This is a genomic window from Duganella sp. OV510 (assembly GCF_900100205.1).
In the GTDB taxonomy this organism is placed as follows: domain Bacteria; phylum Pseudomonadota; class Gammaproteobacteria; order Burkholderiales; family Burkholderiaceae_D; genus Rugamonas.
The window spans coordinates 238,065-256,150 of sequence record NZ_FNEQ01000006.1 but is presented as its reverse complement, the minus strand read 5'-3'; the positions used below and the strand labels follow the sequence as shown (position 1 = coordinate 256,150).

Below are 18,086 nucleotides of genomic sequence, written 5' to 3'. Positions count from 1 at the left end.
CTCAGTGAGGTTTACCACATGCAGTTGGCGCAACTAGCCCCTCTATGTATCCTCAGTGTACTTCCGCGCGGTTGCGGCCCAGTTGTTTGGCGCGGTACAGGGCCTGGTCGGCGGCGCGCAAGATGTCGGCGGGCGCGGCGCCAGCCAGTGGCGTCCAGGCGGCGACGCCGATGCTGACGGTGAGTCTGCCGCCCGGCCCGTGCGCATGCGGCAGCTCGAGCGACGCGATGGCTTTGCAGACTGCGTCGGCAATCGCCAGTGCCTGGTCGGCATCCACCGCCGGCGCGATAAAGGCGAACTCTTCGCCGCCGTAGCGCGCCACCAGGTCGCCGCCGCGCTGCAGTTGCGACTTGAAGGCTTGCGCCACCCGGCGCAGGCAATCGTCGCCTGCCTGATGGCCATAGTGGTCGTTGTACTGTTTGAAGAAGTCGATGTCCAGCAAGCCGATCGCCAGCGAATGCTGCTGGCGTGCCGCCCTCGCCCACTCTGCCGCCAGCACCTCGTCAAAACGGCGGCGGTTGGAGATGCCGGTCAGGCCGTCGGTCATGCTGAGTGCGGCCAGGTGATCGTTGGCCGTTTGCAGTTCATGCGTGCGCTGTTCGACGCGCAGTTCCAGCATGCGTTCGGAGGTCTGCAAGCCGGCGATCAGGTTGGCTTGCGCGGCAATCGCCTGGCGCCTCATCACATGCACGCGATCGGCCAGCGCAAAGGCCAGCATCAGCATTTCGAAGCAGGAGCCGACCTGTGGTCCGTAATTGGTGAGCGGATTATGCGGCAGCATGCCCAGCGCAGCCAGCGAACTGGATGCGTTGCCGATCAGCAGCAGCAGGAAGGCGGCCGTAAAATAATAGGCGCTGCGCTGGCGTTTGAAGGCGCACACCACGCCAATCAGCATGATCAGCGGCGAGCAGATGGCCCAGGCGAGGCCGATCGGCGCGGCCGTCTCCACATAGAAGAAGATGGTGAACAGCGGACCGGCGAGGAAGAACGCGATCAGCACACGCAGTATCACGTCCAGGCGCGGGACGACCTGACGCGTCTGAATCATGCGCCGCATGAAGATGGTGAGCATGGCGGCGGACAGCGAGAAGCCTATCGACGCCAGCTTGTTCGGCCAGCTGCCGCCCATGCCAGGCCACAGCCATTCGTGCGCCAGGCCGTTCTGGCTGGCCAGCGCGATCACAGCACAGAAGACAAAGCCAATGTACAGCAGATACAGCCGGTCGCGCAGCGTCAGGAACAGCACCAGGTTAAATAACATCATGGCCACGGCGGTGCCGAAATACGCGCCTTGCGCCAGATAGTCCTGGCGTTCATAGGCGGCGTAAGCGATCGGCTCCCACAACGTCACCGGGATCAGCTTGGCGCCCTCGGACCACACGCGGATATAAATCACCTCTTCCGCGTGCGGCGCCAGCTCCAGCGAAAAGACGTAGTAACGGTTGGGATACGGCCGCGTGGCATATGGCTGCGCGCTGCCGGTGCGCTGGACGCTGTAGCGTCCGTGCGCGTCGGGACGGTAAAACTGGATGTCGCTGAGGCGCGCATTGCTGATCTCCAGCATACGGTCCAGCGGACGATCCGTCGGATTGTGCAAGGACACGCGCAACCAGTAGGCCGAGCGGGTATAGCCGAAGCTGAGCGCCTCATCGGCCTTGCCGGTGCTGCGGAATTCCGCCGCGCGGTGGCGTGCGCTGTCGAGGTCCAGCGTCGCCTGAGGGTCTTCCAGCACCGTCAGGTATGGCGTCAGTGACAGCGCGCCGTGCGGCAAGGCGGCGGCATCCAATGCCAGCGCCGGGCCACACCACCACCACAGCAGCAGCGCGACAAACGCCCTTATTGAATCACGCGATAGCACGGCGTATAAGGCTTCCCTGCGAGTTTCATGCGGCTTTGCGCGACGAAGGACGCCAGCAGCGCGTCCATCGGCCCCATGATTTCCTTGTCGCCGTGGATCTCGAAGTGGCCGTATTGCTCGATCGCGCGCATGCCCTCTTCCTTGACGTTGCCGGCCACCACGCCGGAAAACGCACGGCGCAGGTTGGCGGCCAGCAGGTGCACCGGCTGGTTCTTGTGCAGGCTCAGGTTGCGCATATTCTCGTGGGTCGGCGGGAACGGACGCTGGAACTCGGCGTCGATCTTCAGGCTCCAATTGTAGTAGTAGGCGTCGCTGCGGGCCTTGCGGAACTCGCGCACCGCCTTGATCCCGGCCTGCATTTCGCGCGCCACCAGTTCCGGATCGTCAACGATGATCTTGTAGCGCTGCTGCGCCTCCGGCCCCAGCGTGTCGTGGATGAACTGGTTGATCTGCACGAAGTAGTCGCGCGAGGTTTCCGGGCCGGTGAAGATCAGCGGGAATGGAATCTCGGCGTTATCCGGGTGCAGCAGGATGCCGAGGATGTAGAGGATTTCCTCGGCCGTGCCGGCGCCGCCGGGGAACACCACGATGCCGTGGCCGGTACGCACAAAGGCCTCCAGGCGCTTCTCGATATCCGGCATGATGACCAGTTCATTGACGATCGGGTTCGGCGACTCGGCCGCGATGATGCCGGGCTCGGTGATGCCCAGGTAGCGGCCGCGGTGCAGCCGCTGCTTGGCGTGGCCGATGGTGGCGCCCTTCATCGGGCCTTTCATCGCGCCCGGGCCGCAGCCGGTGCAGATGTCCAGGTCGCGCAAGCCCATCGCGTAGCCGACTTCCTTCGAGTAGTTGTATTCGGCGCGGTTGATCGAATGGCCGCCCCAGCACACCACCAGGTTCGGGTTCAGCATCGGCTTCAACACATTGGCGTTGCGCAGGATGTGGAAGACGGCGTCGGTGATGTCTTCGGTCTTGCCCAGGTCGAACTTGGGGTTGTCGGTGACCTCGTTGCTGACAAAAACAATATCCCGCAACACCGAGAACAGGTGCTCGTGGATGCCCTTGATCATTTTGCCGTCGACGAAAGCGATCGCCGGCGCGCCCTTGATATCCAGCTTGATACCGCGCTCGCGCTGAACGATGCTGATATCGAACGATTCATAGCGTTCCAGCAGTTCCTTGCCATCGTCGATGGTGCTGCCGCAGTTGAGCACCGCCAGCGCGCACTTGCGGAAGACGTTATACAGGCCGCCCTGGCTGGTATCGAGCAGTTTGTTGACTTCGGCCTTGGAAAGTATCTCCAGGTGGCCTTCGGGGGAAATCTGGGTATCGATAACGTCATGTTCCATGATGCGTAAATCCTATTCAGTTTCTATGGGTGCTGCGCCATCAATATACGACAACTCAGCCGTCCGTGGGCTACAGAATCGTTATCACACTGAACACATTTGTGCAGTGCAGCTATCAAAATATTCGGCATCAACGATTTGTAGATTAAAATGGCGCCCAATTTGGCTGCCCCACAAGGGAAGCCAGTCCTTTAGACCATAATTATTAGGAGGAGCCGCATGAGCGGTGCGACCACCACCACCCACACGGAAGCCGCGATTCCGGAGTTCAAGCAGATCATGGGGCACCCTGCCCCGCTGTGGATGTTGTTCATGACCGAGTTCTGGGAACGCTTCGCGTTCTACGGCATCCGTTGGGCACTGGTGCTCTACGTGGTGGCACAGTTCTACAACGGCGATGCGGCTGGCGAATCGTCGGCCAATCTGGTGTACGGCTCCTACCTGGCGCTGGTGTATGCGGCGGCGCTGTTCGGCGGCTACGTGGCCGACCGCGTGCTGGGCTACCAGCGTTCTATCCTGGTCGGCGCCGGCTTCATGGCGGCCGGCCTGTTCATGATCGCGCTGCCGAATGAAACTATATTCAAATTCGGCCTGGCGACGATCATTGTCGGTAACGGCATGTTCAAGCCGAATATCTCGACCATGGTCGGCAAGCTGTATAGCACGCTTGATCCGCGCCGCGATTCCGGCTTCACCATTTTCTACATGGGCATCAACGCTGGCGCGATGCTGGCGCCGGTGCTGACCGAGTGGCTGGCGACAGCGGTGTTCGGCACCGGCGGCATGCCGGCCTATAAAGTGGTGTTCATCTCGGCCGGCGTCGGCATGTTGATCAGCCTGGTGTGGTTCTTCATCGGCCGCGCCCAGCTGAAGGGCATCGGTGCGCCGGATGTGCAAACGGCCGATCCGAAACGCCTGCTGTACGTGGTGCTGGGCTCGCTGTGCGTGATCCCGGTCATGTACATGCTGCTGGCCACCGGCGCCAAGAACCTGCAAGTGCTGCTGACCATCCTGTTCATCGCGCTGGCGCTGATGCTGCTGGTCGAAGGCATCAAGAACGGCAAGGTGGCACGCGACAAGGTGATCGCCATGCTGCTGATCTTCTTCTTCAACATCACCTTCTGGTGCTTCTTCGAGCAGGCCGGCAGTTCGTTCACCTTCCTGGCCGAGAAGATTGTTGACCGCGAAATGTTCAACTGGATCTTCCCGGTGGCCTGGTTCCAGACGGTTAACTCGCTGGCCATCATCACCTTCGCGCCGATCATCGCCTTCATCTGGGTGGCCATGGGGCGTTACAATCCATCGATTCCGCGCAAGTTCGGCCTGGGCCTGATCTTCAACGGCACCGCCTTCCTGCTGCTGATGTTCGCGCTGTCGAGCCTGGTGGACGCCAACAACAAGATCCCGTTCTGGACCTTGTTCATGGTTTACGTGCTGCAATCGATCGGTGAGCTGTGCCTGTCGCCGATCGGCCTGTCGATGGTGACCAAGCTGGCGCCAACGCGTCTGGTCGGCCTGGGCATGGGCGGCTGGTTCCTGTCGACCGGCATCGGCAACAACCTGTCGGGCATCTTTGCCTCGTGGGTGTCGGGCGAAAGCGGCATGTCGCTGTCGTCGGCGCTGCACGGCTACACCTTCGGTTTCTGGTCGCTGATCGGCGCCGGCGTGCTGCTGTTCCTGGTCGCGCCGCTGATCCAGAAACTGATGCACGGTGTGAAGTAATCACGCAAACGGCGCCCGAGGGCGCCGTTTTTACTTGTCCGGCGAGACAGACCCAATGGCCCGCTTGCGACGTCGCCCGAGGTGGTCGCAATTTGCGGCCACCTCGGCTTTCTCGTCTTCATTCAGGATCAACAAGATCCGTCCCTTGATCCCGACCAGCGAGGCATCCACAGGGACGGCAGGGGAAATCGCTGATTTCATCGCAGAGCTCCGGCAGGCAGGCACGTTTCACTTTAGCCCGGCCACACGGCGCATGATCTGCGTCAAATCAAGCTATTTGGTCAGTGGATGGTCGTTGAGCCAGGCCTGAAGCTGGTCGTTGGCGGTGGCGGGCAGGTGCAGGCCGAGCTTGGTGCGGCGCCAGAGGATGTCCGGCGCGCTGCGCGCCCATTCATAGCGGCGCAGGTAGTCCACTTCAGCGACGTGCAGGCCGGGGAGGATTTCGTCGCCGAGGTCGTCCAGCCCGCTGCGTTCGCTCAGCAGCGTGTGGATGCGGGTGCCGTAGGCGCGGCAGTAGCGCGTCAGCAGCGTGGCTGGCAGCCATGGATAGCGGTTCTGCTGCGCCCGCACCCAGAGATCGAATTCCTGCACCGAGCGGTTATGCGGCTCGGCGCCAAACAGATCGCCGCCCGGCAGGCAGGCCTTGTGCGTCCAGCCGCCGTGGCGGTTGTCCAGCGCCTTGGCGATGTGGTCGACCGCCTCCTCCGCCAGCTTGCGGAAGGTGGTGATCTTGCCGCCGAACACGCTCAAGATCGGCGGCCCGTCGCTGTCGATCTCCAGCCGGTAATCACGGGTGACCGCCTTGGCGTCGGCGCCATCCTCGACCAGCGGGCGCACGCCCGAATACGTCCACACCACATCCGCCGGCACGATGGGCCGGGTGAAATACTGGCTGGCCAGCTGGCACAGATAGGCAATCTCTTCCTTGCTGATGGCCACCTGGTTGGCATCGCCGTGATAATCCAGGTCGGTGGTGCCGATCAGCGTGAACTCCTGTTCATACGGAATGGCAAACACGATGCGCCCATCCGGATGCTGGAAGATGTAGGCCTGGTCATGCTCGAACAGCCGCTTGACCACGATGTGGCTGCCCTTGATCAGCCGCAGATGGCCGCCGCCCTCCTTCGGCAGCGTCGCATGCAGCAGATCGGCCGTCCACGGCCCGGCCGCGTTGACCACGTAGCGCGCATTGACGCGGATCTGCCCGCAACTGGGCTTGAACAGCGTCGCCTCCCAGTCGGCGGCCTTGCGTTCCAGCTTCTGGCACACCGCCTGGGTCAGGATGGTGGCGCCCTTCTCGCAGGCGTCGATGGCGTTCAGCACCACCAGCCGCGCATCGTCGACCCAGCCGTCGGAATATTCGAAGCCGCGCGTAAATTGTGGCTGCAACGGCTTGCCGGCCGGATGGCAGCGCAGCTTAACGCCGGCCGACGCCGGCAGCAACTCGCGCCGCGCCAGCATATCGTAGAGGAACAGCCCGGCGCGGATCAGCAGCGCCGGCCGCTGGCCCGGCGCGTGCGGCATGACAAAGCGCAGTGGCCGCATGATGTGCGGCGCCGCGCGCAGCAGCACCTCGCGCTCGATCAGCGCCTTGCGCACCAGATTGAATTCGTAATACTCCAGATAGCGCAAGCCACCGTGGATCAGCTTGGTCGAGGCGGACGAGGTGTGCGACGCCAGATCGTCCTTTTCGCACAGCACGACCGACAGCCCGCGACCGGCCGCATCACGGGCGATGCCGGCGCCATTGATGCCGCCGCCGATGATCAGGACATCGCAATCGAGTATGTGCTGCGGTTCCGCCATGTGGTCCCTTTGGAGCTGTATACCTGTACGTTACGACAAGTGACGGCAAGTAACAATAGCCATGCTCTATAATCGCCCAACCTTCTGCAAACTAGAGATGATGCTTTGGCAACTTCCAACACCCAACTGCCCGCGTGGCTGAACCGACGCAATATGATACGTGCCGCCATCGTCACCGGCCTGGCCGGCCTGGCGGCGGGCGGGCTGCTGCTGGCCTACCTGCTGCTGTATATCGCCCCCAACCTGCCGTCGCTGGAGGCCGTCACCGATTACAAGCCGAAGATCCCGTTGCGCGTCTACACCGCCGACAACGCGCTGATCGGCGAGTTCGGCGAGGAGCACCGCGACTTCATCCCGGTCAAGGACATGCCGGAGATGATGAAAAAAGCCTTGCTGGCGATCGAAGACAAGCGCTTCTATGAACATAATGGCATCGATTACGTGCGCGTGCTGGGCGCGGTGCGCTCCAACCTGGGCGGCTCGTTCCGCCAGGGCGGCTCGACCATCACCATGCAGGTGGCGCGCAATTTCTACCTGACGCGCGAGAAAGTCATCGGCCGCAAGCTGCAAGAAGTGATGCTGGCCCTGAAAATCGAGGCGGCACTGAACAAGGACCAGATCCTCGAACTGTATATGAACCAGATCTACCTGGGCCAGCGCTCGTTCGGCTTCGGCAGCGCCGCGCAGACCTACTTCGGCAAATCGCTGAAGGAACTGGACGTGGCCGAGATGGCGATGCTGGCCGGTCTGCCGCAGAATCCGGCGCGCCATAACCCGATCAGCAATCCCAAGCGCGCCAAGCAACGCCAGCAAGTAGTGCTGCGCCTGATGCGCGACCAGGAAGTCATCACCGAAGAACAATACGACAAGGCGTCGCGCGAAACGCTGCACTACGCGCGCAAAGGCCAGGACTTCGACGTCCACGCCGAATACGTGGCCGAACTGGCGCGCCAGGCGGTGTACGCACAGTTCAAGGAAGAGTCGTACACGCGCGGCATCAGCGTCTACACCACCATCCTCAAGGCCGACCAGAAAGCCGCCTACGAATCGACGCGCCGCAATGTGCTGAACTACGACCAGCGCCACGGCTATCGCGGCCCGGAAGCCGTCATCACGCTGCCTGAGGGCGAAGAAGAACGCGACGACGCCATCGAAGACGCGATCCAGAAGCGTCCCGGCAGCGATGGCCTGATCCCCGCCGTGGTGCTGGCCGCCAGCCCGAAAGCGGTCAAGGTGCAGAACCCGTCCGGCGAGGAAATCAGCATCAGCGGCGACGGCCTGCGCCTGGTTGCCGGCGCGCTGAGCGACAAGGCCAAGGACAACATACGCCTGCGTCCCGGCGCGGTGATCCGCATCATGCAGAACGACAAAGGCGCGTGGAGCATCAGCCAGGTGCCGCAGGTGGCGGCGGCCTTCGTCTCGATCGACGCGGTCAGCGGAGGCTACCACGCCATGGTCGGCGGCTTCGACTACAACCTGCAGAAGTTCAACCACGTGACGCAGGCGTGGCGCCAGCCTGGCTCGTCGATCAAACCGTTCGTCTACTCGGCGTCGCTGGAGCGCGGCTTCTCGCCGCTGACGCTGATCAACGACGTGCCGCTGAACCTGAGCGGTGCCGAAACCGGCAACGAAGCCTGGTCGCCGAAGAACGACGACGGCAAGTTCGACGGCCCGATCACCATGCGCACGGCGCTATCGGAATCGAAGAACGTGGCCTCGGTGCGCATCCTGCGCGCCATCACCGTGCCGTATGCGCACAGCTTCCTGGGCAAGTTCGGCTTCGACCTGGCCAAGCATCCGAAAAACCTGACCATGGCGCTGGGCACCGGCTCGGTAACGCCGGCGCAGCTGGCCGGCGCCTACTCGGTGTTCGCCAACGGCGGCTACTCGGTAGAGCCCTACCTGATCGCCAAGATCGTCGATGGCGACGGCAAGATCATCTCCGAAGTGAAGCCGCGCACCACGCTGCCGGACGACGCGCGCGTGATCGACCCGCGCAACGCCTTCGTCACCGACAGCCTGATGCGCCAGGTGACACGCACCGGCACCGGCGCCGCCGCCGCGCGCCTGGGCCGCTCGGACATTGCCGGCAAGACCGGCACCTCAAGCGACGCGGTCGATGGCTGGTTTGCCGGCTACGGCGGCGGCATCGTGGCGGTATCGTGGATGGGCTATGACGACTCGCGCTCGCTGGGCGGCAAGGAGTTCGGCTCCAGCGTGGCGCTGCCGATCTGGATCGACTACATGCGCGTGGCGCTGCAAGGGCGTCCACCACAAGACCGTCCGGTGCCGGCCGGCCTGACGCAGGTGGGTGGCGAATGGCTGTACGACGAATTCACCGGCGACGCCGCTCGTCCGCCGCTCGACTTCGACAACGAGCCGGCCGGTGCCGAAAATGTCGCGCCGGGCACGCCGGCCGTGCCAGCCGCGCCGGCCGTGCCTGCTGCTGCGCCTGCGGCGGCCGCGCCGAACGCTGAAAACATCCGTCCGGTGCCGACCGGGCCTGGCCGCTGAGACTGGCCTTTAAGCCTGGCTGCGCGTCACGCAGCCAGATAGCCGCGCATCATGCGCACGGCGCTGTCAGCGAACTGGTCGGGACCGATATCGGCGGCGCGGTATTTCCAGCGCTTCACGTACCAGTCCTGGAAGGTGGCGAGGATATGGGCGGCGATCAGGTCCGGGCTGCCGCGCAGGCCTTGCGCCTGGGCGATGATGTCGGCAAACAGCGTCTGCACGTGCAGCTCGGACTCCTTGGCCGTGCCGCGCTGCTCGGCTTGCAGCACGCGCGAATCCATGAAAACGAAATAAAACCAAGGCTGCAGGATTTCCGACACATAGATCGAAGCGCGTATCAACGCCTCCAGCCGGTCCAATGGATCGGTAACGTCGGCAAACATCTTCGGCACTTCGTGGGTGGCGTGGCGCACCACATCCTCGATCATCTCCGCCAGCTGGTCCTTGCTGCTGATGTAGCCATATAGTCCGCCCATCGACAGGCCGGTTTCGCCGCACAGGTCGCGCAAATTCATCGCACGAAAACCGACCTCGTTGGCCAGCTTGAAAGTGGCGTTGAAGATACGCTCCAGATTTTCCAGCGCCGGCTTGCGGCGCTTGACCGTGATGCGGTCGGCATAGCGGTCGAGCAGATAGGCCCAGATATTGATGCCATCGAGCGGTGTCATCGCCTGGAATTGTTGGAAGTCGAATTGAGCCGGCAAGGTTGTCCCTGTAGTTGGTCTTTGATAATGATTATAGCGCAGGAGTTTGCCTGTAATTAATGCACATAGCGGGCGATGTAGTAGACACCGCCCAGCACCAGTGATGCCAGCACATACAGCTTCCACACATGGCCGATCAAGGTCTTGTGCAGGTCGATCTGGACCTGCGTCAGCGCGGCGTAAAAATCCTCGCGCTGCTTGGACAGCGCGGCGAAAATTTCCAGCTTGTGCTCGTACAGCAGATTCAGTATGCGTTGCACGTCGTCCTTGGTGGCAAAGCTGGTGCGTATCACCGCCAACTCCACCTCCACAGCTGGCGTGATGCGTTCGAGGCGTTCGGTTTCAATGGCGTTTGGCATGATCGCAGTCCTTTCAGCAGAGCTTCCAAACTATCATTGCAAGGCATGCCGTGTTTGATGTAGATCAAACGAAAAAAAGGCAGCCACGCGGGCTGCCTTCAGGATACTGCTGCGCCAGATAGTGGCTTACTTTATTGTTGGTTAGAACTCTTCCCAATCGTCTGATGAGGCGGCAGCCATTTTCCGGGCTGGCGCTTTCGCCGCCGCAGGCTTGGCCGCCGGACGCCGCGTCGGCGCCGCGATTGCCGGCCTGGCAGCGGTGCCGGTGCCGGTAGCAACAGTCGCGACAGCGCTGGCGGTCCGGCGCTTGGCGATCGCCTGCTTGCGCGGCGCCATGCCCTCGTCCATGCGGAACACGCTGACCACCTCCGCCAGCCCGGCCGCCTGCTCCTGCAGCGACGCCGCCGCTGCCGCCGCCTGCTCCACCAGCGCCGCATTCTGCTGCGTCACCGTATCCATCTGCCCCACCGCCATATTGATCTGATCGATGCCGGTGCTCTGCTCCTGCGTCGCCATGCTGATCTCGCCCATGATGTCGGTGACACGCTGCACGCTGCTGACGATCTCGCCCATGGTGGCGCCAGCCTCCTCCACCAGCTTGCTGCCGGCGCCGACCTTCTCGACCGAATCGCCGATCAATTCCTTGATCTCCTTGGCCGCCGCCGCCGAACGATGCGCCAGCGTGCGCACCTCGCCCGCCACCACCGCGAAACCGCGTCCCTGCTCGCCGGCGCGCGCCGCCTCCACCGCCGCATTCAGCGCCAGGATATTGGTCTGGAACGCAATCCCGTCAATCACCGAAATGATGTCGACAATCTTGGCCGACGACGCGTTGATCGAATCCATGGTCTCGACCACCCGCGCCACCACATCGCCGCCGCGCTGTGCCACGCCGGACGCCGACGCCGCCAGCGTATTCGCCTGGCGCGCATTGTCGGCATTCTGCTTGACGGTCGACGTCAGCTCCTCCATCGACGACGCGGTCTCCTCCAGCGAGCTGGCCTGTTCCTCGGTGCGCTGCGACAGGTCCAGGTTGCCGGACGCAATCTCCGACGACGCCGTCGCAATCGTCTCCGTGCCGTTGCGCACCTGGCCGACGATGCGGATCAGGCTATCGTTCATGTCCTTCAGTGCGCCCAGCAACTGGCCGGTTTCCTCGCTGGTCGCCACCTCGATGCGGCTGGTCAGGTCGCCCGACGCCACCGTCTGCGCCACCCGCACCGCCTCGTTGATCGGATTGGTGATTGCCCCGGCGATATACACCGCGCAGCCGATGGCAACAATCGCCGCAATCACCGCCGCTGTCACCATCGCCCACTCGGCGCTGCTGACCGCTGCCATGCCATCTGCGACGCTATGCTCGGCGATGCCCTCGTTGAGGCGTTCGATCTTCATCAGCGACGCCTCGGCCTTCTGGAACAGCGGGCGCGACTGGTTGTACTGCTGGTGGAAAGTGCTGAACAGCGCCTTCTGCGCCTGCTCATCCTGGTTGCCGGCCATGGCGGCGATGGTGGCGCCGATCTTCTCGTCGGCGGCCTTCCACTCGGCCCATTCGCCGGTGAACTGCTTCCACAGCACCGACTCTTCGGCCGTCTGCGGCAGCGGCTCGTAACGCTTCCAGCCGCGTTCGATATTTGCCCAGGCCTTCTTGCGCATCTCCAGCGCCTCGCTGAAACGCGCTTGCGCCTGCGCATCGCTGGCATAGGTGCCAGCAAACAGATTAGCCGCCGCCACTGCGGTCTGGCCCTCGCTCATCACCAGCAGACCCTGCACCGACGGCAGGCGCACCACGCCGATTTCGTTGACCGAACTGCCAACCTTGGCAATCCCTCTATAGCCGGCCGAGCCCACCACCACCAAGGCCACCATCATAATCGCGACCAGCGTCGCCAGCTTCCACTTGATGAGAAGATTCTTGAACATCCCGCACTCCCGAAAGTGGACCATTAGTTAGATTTTGTGACTATTGTTCAGTCCCAAGCAATATGCGGCCCCGGCAACGGCGGCGTCAATCACATTCGGCGCCGGTGTGGCGCGGCGCGCACAGTGCCAGAGTGCTTATCCCGCCACAACACGGTTGCGTCCGGCGCGCTTGGCCTGGTACATGGCAGCGTCACCGGCGGAGATCAGGCGGATCAGGTCATAGTCATGCTGGTCCGAGCAGACCACGCCCATGCTGGCGGTGTAGCGCACCGACAGCTTCTCCAGCTCGACACGCTCATGCTCGATGCGCGCACGCAGCCGCTCGGCGACGCTGAGCGCCGCCTCCAGGTTGACGCCATCGAGCACCAGCACGAACTCCTCGCCGCCGAAGCGCGCCAGCAGGTCGTGCGGACGCAGCTCCAGCTTCAGCAGTTTGGCCAGGTGGCGCAGCACTTCGTCGCCGACCGGATGGCCGTAAGTGTCGTTGATGTTCTTGAAGCAATCGACATCGATCATGATCACCGTCAGACTTCGGCCGCCGCGCAAGGCACGCAGGCCAACGCGCTTGCCCTGGATTTCCAGCCCGGCGCGGTTCATCGCCCCGGTCAGCGCATCCAGCGTCGACAGGCGGCGCAGCCGCTCGGCATAGCGCCACATGACCATCAGGATCAGGCCGAAGGCGATGCAGATCTGCGCCAGCGGCACAATCAGCGCACTCAGCGCGATAACCAGCGAACTGGCGTTTTCGCCCGGATCGGCGTGCAGCAGCATGTGCACGCCGCGCAGGAACAGCGCCAGGCCCAGCAAGGTGAAGCCCGCCACGCAGATGGAGGTCACGCGCCAGTTGCCGTGCCGCGCCACCGCCAGCGCGCAAACCCAGTTGAGTAGCGCGAAATAGAAACCGCTGAAGCCCAGCCGCGCCTGCAGGCTGGGCACCACCAGCGCGTAGTAGCCGGTGATCGCCAGCGCCACACCGGTGATGGCGGCAATGCTGGTCCACGACAGCGTTTCGGCGCAATAAACGCGCAAGCCGCGCAGCACCAGTCCCAGGCCGAAGGCGATCACGCCATAGCCAACCACACCGGTCAGTAACAAGGGCAACGTCTGCACGTTCGACAGCGCCATGCCCAAGGTCACCGCAACATTGCCGCCGGCCCACCAGCGCTGTTCGGGCGGACTTTCGGTATAGCAGGCCGAAGCCACCAGCAGCCCCGTGGTCAGCAACGCCACGCACACCTGGACCAGCAAAAGAGTATCGAGATTAAGCACGCCAGCATCCAGAATAATGAGTTGTCAATGTAGCGCAGCGACTGCTGGTAAGCAATGATTAAATTGCAGAAAAGAAATCAAACGCGCGCTGGCACGGATCGGTTACAGTAATGCTCTTCGCAGACTACGCACAGCCCCATGCCCTACCCGATTGAGCACAAGCTGGTGATCGGCATCGCCTCCAGCGCCCTGTTTGACCTGACCGCGTCGCACCAGGTGTACCTGGAACACGGCGCGGAAGCCTACCGCAGCTATCAGGAACAGCAGATCGACACCGTCCTCGACAAGGGCGTGGCCTTCCCCTTCATCCGCCGCTTCCTCAGCATCAACAAGCTGCATCCGGACACAGCGCCGGTGGAAGTGGTGCTGTTTTCGCGCAATTCGCCGGAAACCGGGCTGCGCGTGATGAATTCGATTGCCCACTACGGACTGGACATCTCGCGCGCCTGCTTCCTGACCGGCGAGTCGCCGTATCGGTATTTGCCCGCCTTCAACACCTCCCTGTTCCTCTCCGCCAACGAGGAAGACGTGCGCCGGGCGCTGGACGCCAACTACCCGGCCGGACTGGTGCTGCCGTCACGCACCGAAGACGACGAAGCCGACGGCGAACTGCGCATCGCCTTCGACTTTGACGGCGTGATCGCCGACGACGAATCTGAAACTGTCTTCAAGCGCAACAACGACGTTGGCGAATTCCACGCCCACGAAACCGAGCGGGTCGCCATCCCGCACCAGCCCGGCCCGCTGGCCGAGCTGTTCCGCAAGCTGTCGCTGATGCAGCAGCTGGAGGAAGACGCGCAGCGCGCCGATCCGGCCTACAAAAAGATCCTGCGCATTGCCATCATCACCGCACGCAGCGCGCCGGCGCACGAGCGCGTGGTGACCACGCTGAAGAGCTGGGGCGTATCCGCCAACGAAACTTTCTTCCTCGGCGGCATGGAAAAAGCACGGGTGCTCAGCATCTTCCGGCCGCATATGTTCTTCGACGACCAGCTCAGCCATCTGCAATCCCCGGCCGGCAACATCCCGATGGTGCACATCCCCTTCGGCGTCGCCAACCGCTTGGTATAATAGATGCCTGGATAACTGTTGAATGTGTGTTGTGTCGTCAGCCTTAACCAAATCCATCCCAAAACCCGGCAATCGTTTTGCCCTGCCCGCGCTGCATGGCTCGGCGGACGCTTACGCACTGGCGCAAATCGCGCTCGAACTCAAATCACGCGGCCAGATGCTGGCCGTGGTCGTGGCCAACGCCAGCGACGCCCAGCGCCTGCTGGATGAAATCCCGTGGTTCGGCGGCGCGCAGCTGCGCTGCCACCTGCTGCCGGACTGGGAAACGCTGCCCTACGACGCCTTCTCGCCGCACCAGGACCTGGTGTCCGAGCGGCTGGCCACACTGCACGAAATCAGCAGCGGCCAGTGCGACGTGATGCTGGTGCCGGCCACCACCGCGCTGGTGCGCATGGCGCCGCCGTCCTTCCTGGCGGCCTACACCTTCTTCTTCGAGCAAAACCAGTCGCTCGACGAGGCCAGGCTGAAATCGCAGCTGACGCTGGCCGGCTACACCCACGTCACGCAGGTGATGTCGCCCGGCGAATACTCGGTGCGCGGCGGCCTGATCGACCTGTTCCCGATGGGCTCGGCGCTGCCGTACCGCCTCGACCTGTTTGGCGACACCATCGAAACCATCCGCACCTTCGACGCCGACACCCAACGCTCGCTGTACCCGGTCAAGCAGGTGCGCTTGCTGCCGGGCCGCGAGTTCCCGATGGACGAAGCGTCGCGCACCGCCTTCCGCAGCCGCTGGCGCGAGCATTTCGAAGGCGATCCGTCGCGCGCGGTGATCTACAAGGACATGAGCACCGGCATTGCCTCGGCCGGTATCGAATACTATCTGCCGCTGTTCTTCGAGCAGACCGCCACGCTGTTCGACTACCTGCCCGAAGGCGCGGTGGTGGCCACCGTCGGCGACATCGAGGCCGCCATCAAGCGCTTCTGGACCGATACCAACTCGCGCTACCGCTTCCTCAAGGCCGACCGCGAACGGCCGATCATGGCGCCGGAAGACCTGTTCCTGTCGGACGAACAGTTCTTCGTGCTGGCCAAGCCATACCCGCAGATCGCCATCCGCAATAATCCGGACGCCGGCGCTTCCGAGCTGTCGGCGCCGGTGCCCAACATTGCCGTCAACCGCCACCTGGACGACCCGCTGACCAATCTGCGCGCCTATCTGATGCAGTCCGGCAGCCGCGTGATGCTCTGCGCCGAATCCAACGGCCGCCGCGAAACGCTGCAGCAGTATTTCAACGAATACGACCTGGCGCTGGCGCCGGTCGAAGGCTTTGATGGCTTCATCGCCTCGGACGCCAAACTGGCGCTGGGTGTGGCGCCGCTGCACGCCGGCTTCGAGTTGTCGGCCGGCGGCGAGCGCCTGATCTTCATCACCGAGACCGAGCTGTATGCAGGTTCCGGCCGCCGCGTCGGCAAGAAGAAGCAGGAAGCCGTCACACAAGTCGAATCGATGGTGCGCGACCTGTCGGAACTGAAGATCGGCGATCCGGTGGTGCACATCAACCACGGCATCGGCCGCTACATGGGCCTGACGACGATGGACCTGGGCGAAGGCGACGCCGAATTCCTGCACCTGGAATACGCCAAGGAGACCAAGCTGTATGTGCCGGTATCGCAGTTGCATGTGATCTCGCGCTACTCCGGCGCCTCGCCGGACGACGCGCCGCTGCACACGCTGGGCTCCGGCCAGTGGGAAAAGGCCAAGCGCAAGGCGGCCGAACAAGTGCGCGACACCGCCGCCGAGCTGCTCAACCTGTACGCCCGCCGCGCGCTGCGCCAGGGCCACTCGTTTGAATACTCGGCGCACGACTACGAACGTTTCGCCGACAGCTTCGGCTTCGACGAAACGCCGGACCAGCAGGAAGCCATCAACAACGTCATCAAGGATATGACGTCCGGCAAGCCGATGGACCGGCTGGTGTGCGGCGACGTCGGCTTCGGCAAGACCGAAGTGGCACTGCGCGCCGCCTTCATCGCCGTCATGGGCGGCAAGCAGGTGGCCATCCTGGCGCCGACCACGCTGCTGGCCGAACAGCATGCGCAGACCTTCGCCGACCGCTTCGCCGACTGGCCGGTGCGCATCGCCGAAATGTCGCGCTTCCGCACCGGCAAAGAGATTGCGCAGGCGATCAAGGGCATGGCCGACGGCACGCTGGACATCATCATCGGCACCCACAAGCTGCTGTCGGAAGACGTCAAGTTCACCCGACTGGGCCTGGTCATCATCGACGAGGAACACCGTTTCGGCGTGCGCCAGAAGGAAACGCTGAAATCGCTGCGCGCCGAAGTCGACGTGCTGACGCTGACCGCCACGCCAATTCCGCGCACGCTGGGCATGGCGCTGGAAGGCCTGCGCGACTTCTCGGTGATCGCCACCGCGCCGCAAAAGCGCCTGGCGATCAAGACCTTCGTGCGCAGCGAGGGCGAATCGATCATCCGCGAAGCCTGTTTGCGTGAGCTGAAGCGCGGCGGCCAGGTATACTTCCTGCACAACGAAGTGGAGACCATCCAGAACCGCCTGGCGATGCTGACCGAGCTGCTGCCGGAAGCGCGTATCGCCGTTGCCCACGGCCAGATGCACGAGCGCGACCTGGAAAAAGTGATGCGCGACTTCGTCGCCCAGCGCTACAACATCCTGCTGTGCACCACGATTATCGAAACCGGTATCGACGTGCCAACCGCGAACACCATCATCATGCACCGCGCCGACAAGTTCGGCCTGGCGCAGTTGCACCAGTTGCGCGGCCGTGTCGGCCGGTCGCACCACCAGGCCTATGCCTACCTGCTGGTGCATGACGTGCAGTCGCTGACCAAGCAGGCGCAGCGCCGCCTGGATGCCATCCAGCAGATGGAAGAACTGGGCTCCGGCTTCTACCTGGCCATGCACGATCTGGAAATCCGCGGTGCCGGCGAAGTCCTCGGCGACAACCAGTCCGGCGAGATGACCGAGATCGGCTTCCAGCTGTATTCTGACATGCTGAACGAAGCGGTACGCTCGCTCAAGGCCGGCAAGGAGCCGGACCTGGCGGCGCCGCTGGCCACCACCACCGAGATCAATCTGCACGTGCCGGCACTGCTGCCAGCCGACTTCTGCGGCGATGTGCACGAGCGCCTGTCGATCTACAAGCGCATGGCCAACTGCGCCTCGCAGGACAAGATCGACAACCTGCAGGAAGAGCTGATCGACCGCTTCGGCAAGCTGCCGGATCCGGTCAAGGCACTGATCGAAACGCATCGCCTGCGCATCGCCGCCAAGACGGTCGGCATCATCAAAATCGATGCGCACACGGAAGCGGCCAACCTGCAATTCATGGCCAAGCCGCCGATTGATCCGATGCGCATCATTGAGCTGATCCAGAAGAACCGCCAGATCAAGCTGAATGGCCAGGACAAACTGAAGATCACCGCCGCCATGCCGGACCTGGCCGCGCGCGTCATGCAGATCAAGGCCGCCATCAAGCAGCTCACCTAATACTTTAACTACTCTCGACGCCACATGACTAACGCAAAT

12 protein-coding genes are annotated in these 18,086 nt (G+C 63.2%); 4 read left to right on the top strand and 8 right to left on the bottom strand.

The genetic code is table 11. The annotated features are described in order from the left end of the window. Positions 1-52: 52 nt before the first annotated feature. Entirely contained in the window at positions 53-1,858 is a 1,806-nt protein-coding gene (locus BLS51_RS17620; protein WP_175472612.1) for a diguanylate cyclase, read from the bottom strand. Beyond that, positions 1,837-3,207, bottom strand: coding sequence for a nucleotide 5'-monophosphate nucleosidase PpnN (gene ppnN, locus BLS51_RS17615; protein ID WP_090185393.1), 1,371 nt, complete (start codon positions 3,205-3,207; stop codon positions 1,837-1,839). The genes BLS51_RS17620 and ppnN overlap by 22 nt, the downstream gene beginning before the upstream one ends. A gap of 219 nt (positions 3,208-3,426) precedes the next feature. Between ppnN and BLS51_RS17610 the strand changes: the two genes are divergently transcribed. Then, complete coding sequence (locus BLS51_RS17610; protein WP_090185390.1) at positions 3,427-4,929, top strand: peptide MFS transporter; 1,503 nt, start codon at positions 3,427-3,429, stop codon at positions 4,927-4,929. Positions 4,930-4,959: 30 nt separating this feature from the next. Here the strand turns inward: BLS51_RS17610 and BLS51_RS29750 are convergent, their stop codons facing one another. After that, positions 4,960-5,130 (bottom strand): hypothetical protein, encoded by a 171-nt coding sequence (locus BLS51_RS29750; RefSeq protein WP_175472611.1) that lies wholly within the window; start codon positions 5,128-5,130, stop codon positions 4,960-4,962. Positions 5,131-5,202: 72 nt separating this feature from the next. Beyond that, positions 5,203-6,735 (bottom strand): glycerol-3-phosphate dehydrogenase, encoded by a 1,533-nt coding sequence (gene glpD / locus BLS51_RS17605; protein ID WP_090185387.1) that lies wholly within the window; start codon positions 6,733-6,735, stop codon positions 5,203-5,205. A gap of 153 nt (positions 6,736-6,888) precedes the next feature. Here glpD and BLS51_RS17600 point away from each other — a divergent pair, with 153 nt between their 5' ends. Further along, the gene (locus BLS51_RS17600) at positions 6,889-9,249 is read left to right on the top strand and encodes a penicillin-binding protein 1A (protein WP_090185385.1); all 2,361 of its coding nucleotides are present in this window, start codon (positions 6,889-6,891) and stop codon (positions 9,247-9,249) included. 26 nt (positions 9,250-9,275) lie between these two features. Here BLS51_RS17600 and BLS51_RS17595 read toward each other — a convergent pair whose 3' ends face one another. The 4 genes from BLS51_RS17595 to BLS51_RS17580 all read right to left on the bottom strand — a co-directional run bounded on the left by BLS51_RS17595 (position 9,276) and on the right by BLS51_RS17580 (position 13,504). Next, positions 9,276-9,953, bottom strand: a complete 678-nt coding sequence (locus BLS51_RS17595; RefSeq protein ID WP_229207629.1) for a TetR/AcrR family transcriptional regulator — start codon at positions 9,951-9,953, stop codon at positions 9,276-9,278. A gap of 56 nt (positions 9,954-10,009) precedes the next feature. Further along, entirely contained in the window at positions 10,010-10,312 is a 303-nt protein-coding gene (locus tag BLS51_RS17590; RefSeq protein ID WP_090185379.1) for a hypothetical protein, read from the bottom strand. A 141-nt stretch (positions 10,313-10,453) separates the two neighbouring features. Further along, a complete protein-coding gene (locus tag BLS51_RS17585; protein ID WP_090185376.1) occupies positions 10,454-12,235 on the bottom strand; it encodes a methyl-accepting chemotaxis protein in 1,782 nt (593 codons plus the stop codon). Positions 12,236-12,370: 135 nt separating this feature from the next. Beyond that, positions 12,371-13,504 (bottom strand): GGDEF domain-containing protein, encoded by a 1,134-nt coding sequence (locus tag BLS51_RS17580; RefSeq protein ID WP_229207628.1) that lies wholly within the window; start codon positions 13,502-13,504, stop codon positions 12,371-12,373. A 138-nt stretch (positions 13,505-13,642) separates the two neighbouring features. Between BLS51_RS17580 and BLS51_RS17575 the strand changes: the two genes are divergently transcribed. Together BLS51_RS17575 and mfd are read left to right on the top strand one after the other, a co-directional pair. Beyond that, entirely contained in the window at positions 13,643-14,575 is a 933-nt protein-coding gene (locus BLS51_RS17575) for a 5'-nucleotidase (protein WP_090185368.1), read from the top strand. A 22-nt stretch (positions 14,576-14,597) separates the two neighbouring features. Further along, complete coding sequence (mfd, locus tag BLS51_RS17570; protein WP_373994333.1) at positions 14,598-18,047, top strand: transcription-repair coupling factor; 3,450 nt, start codon at positions 14,598-14,600, stop codon at positions 18,045-18,047. Positions 18,048-18,086 lie beyond the last annotated feature (39 nt).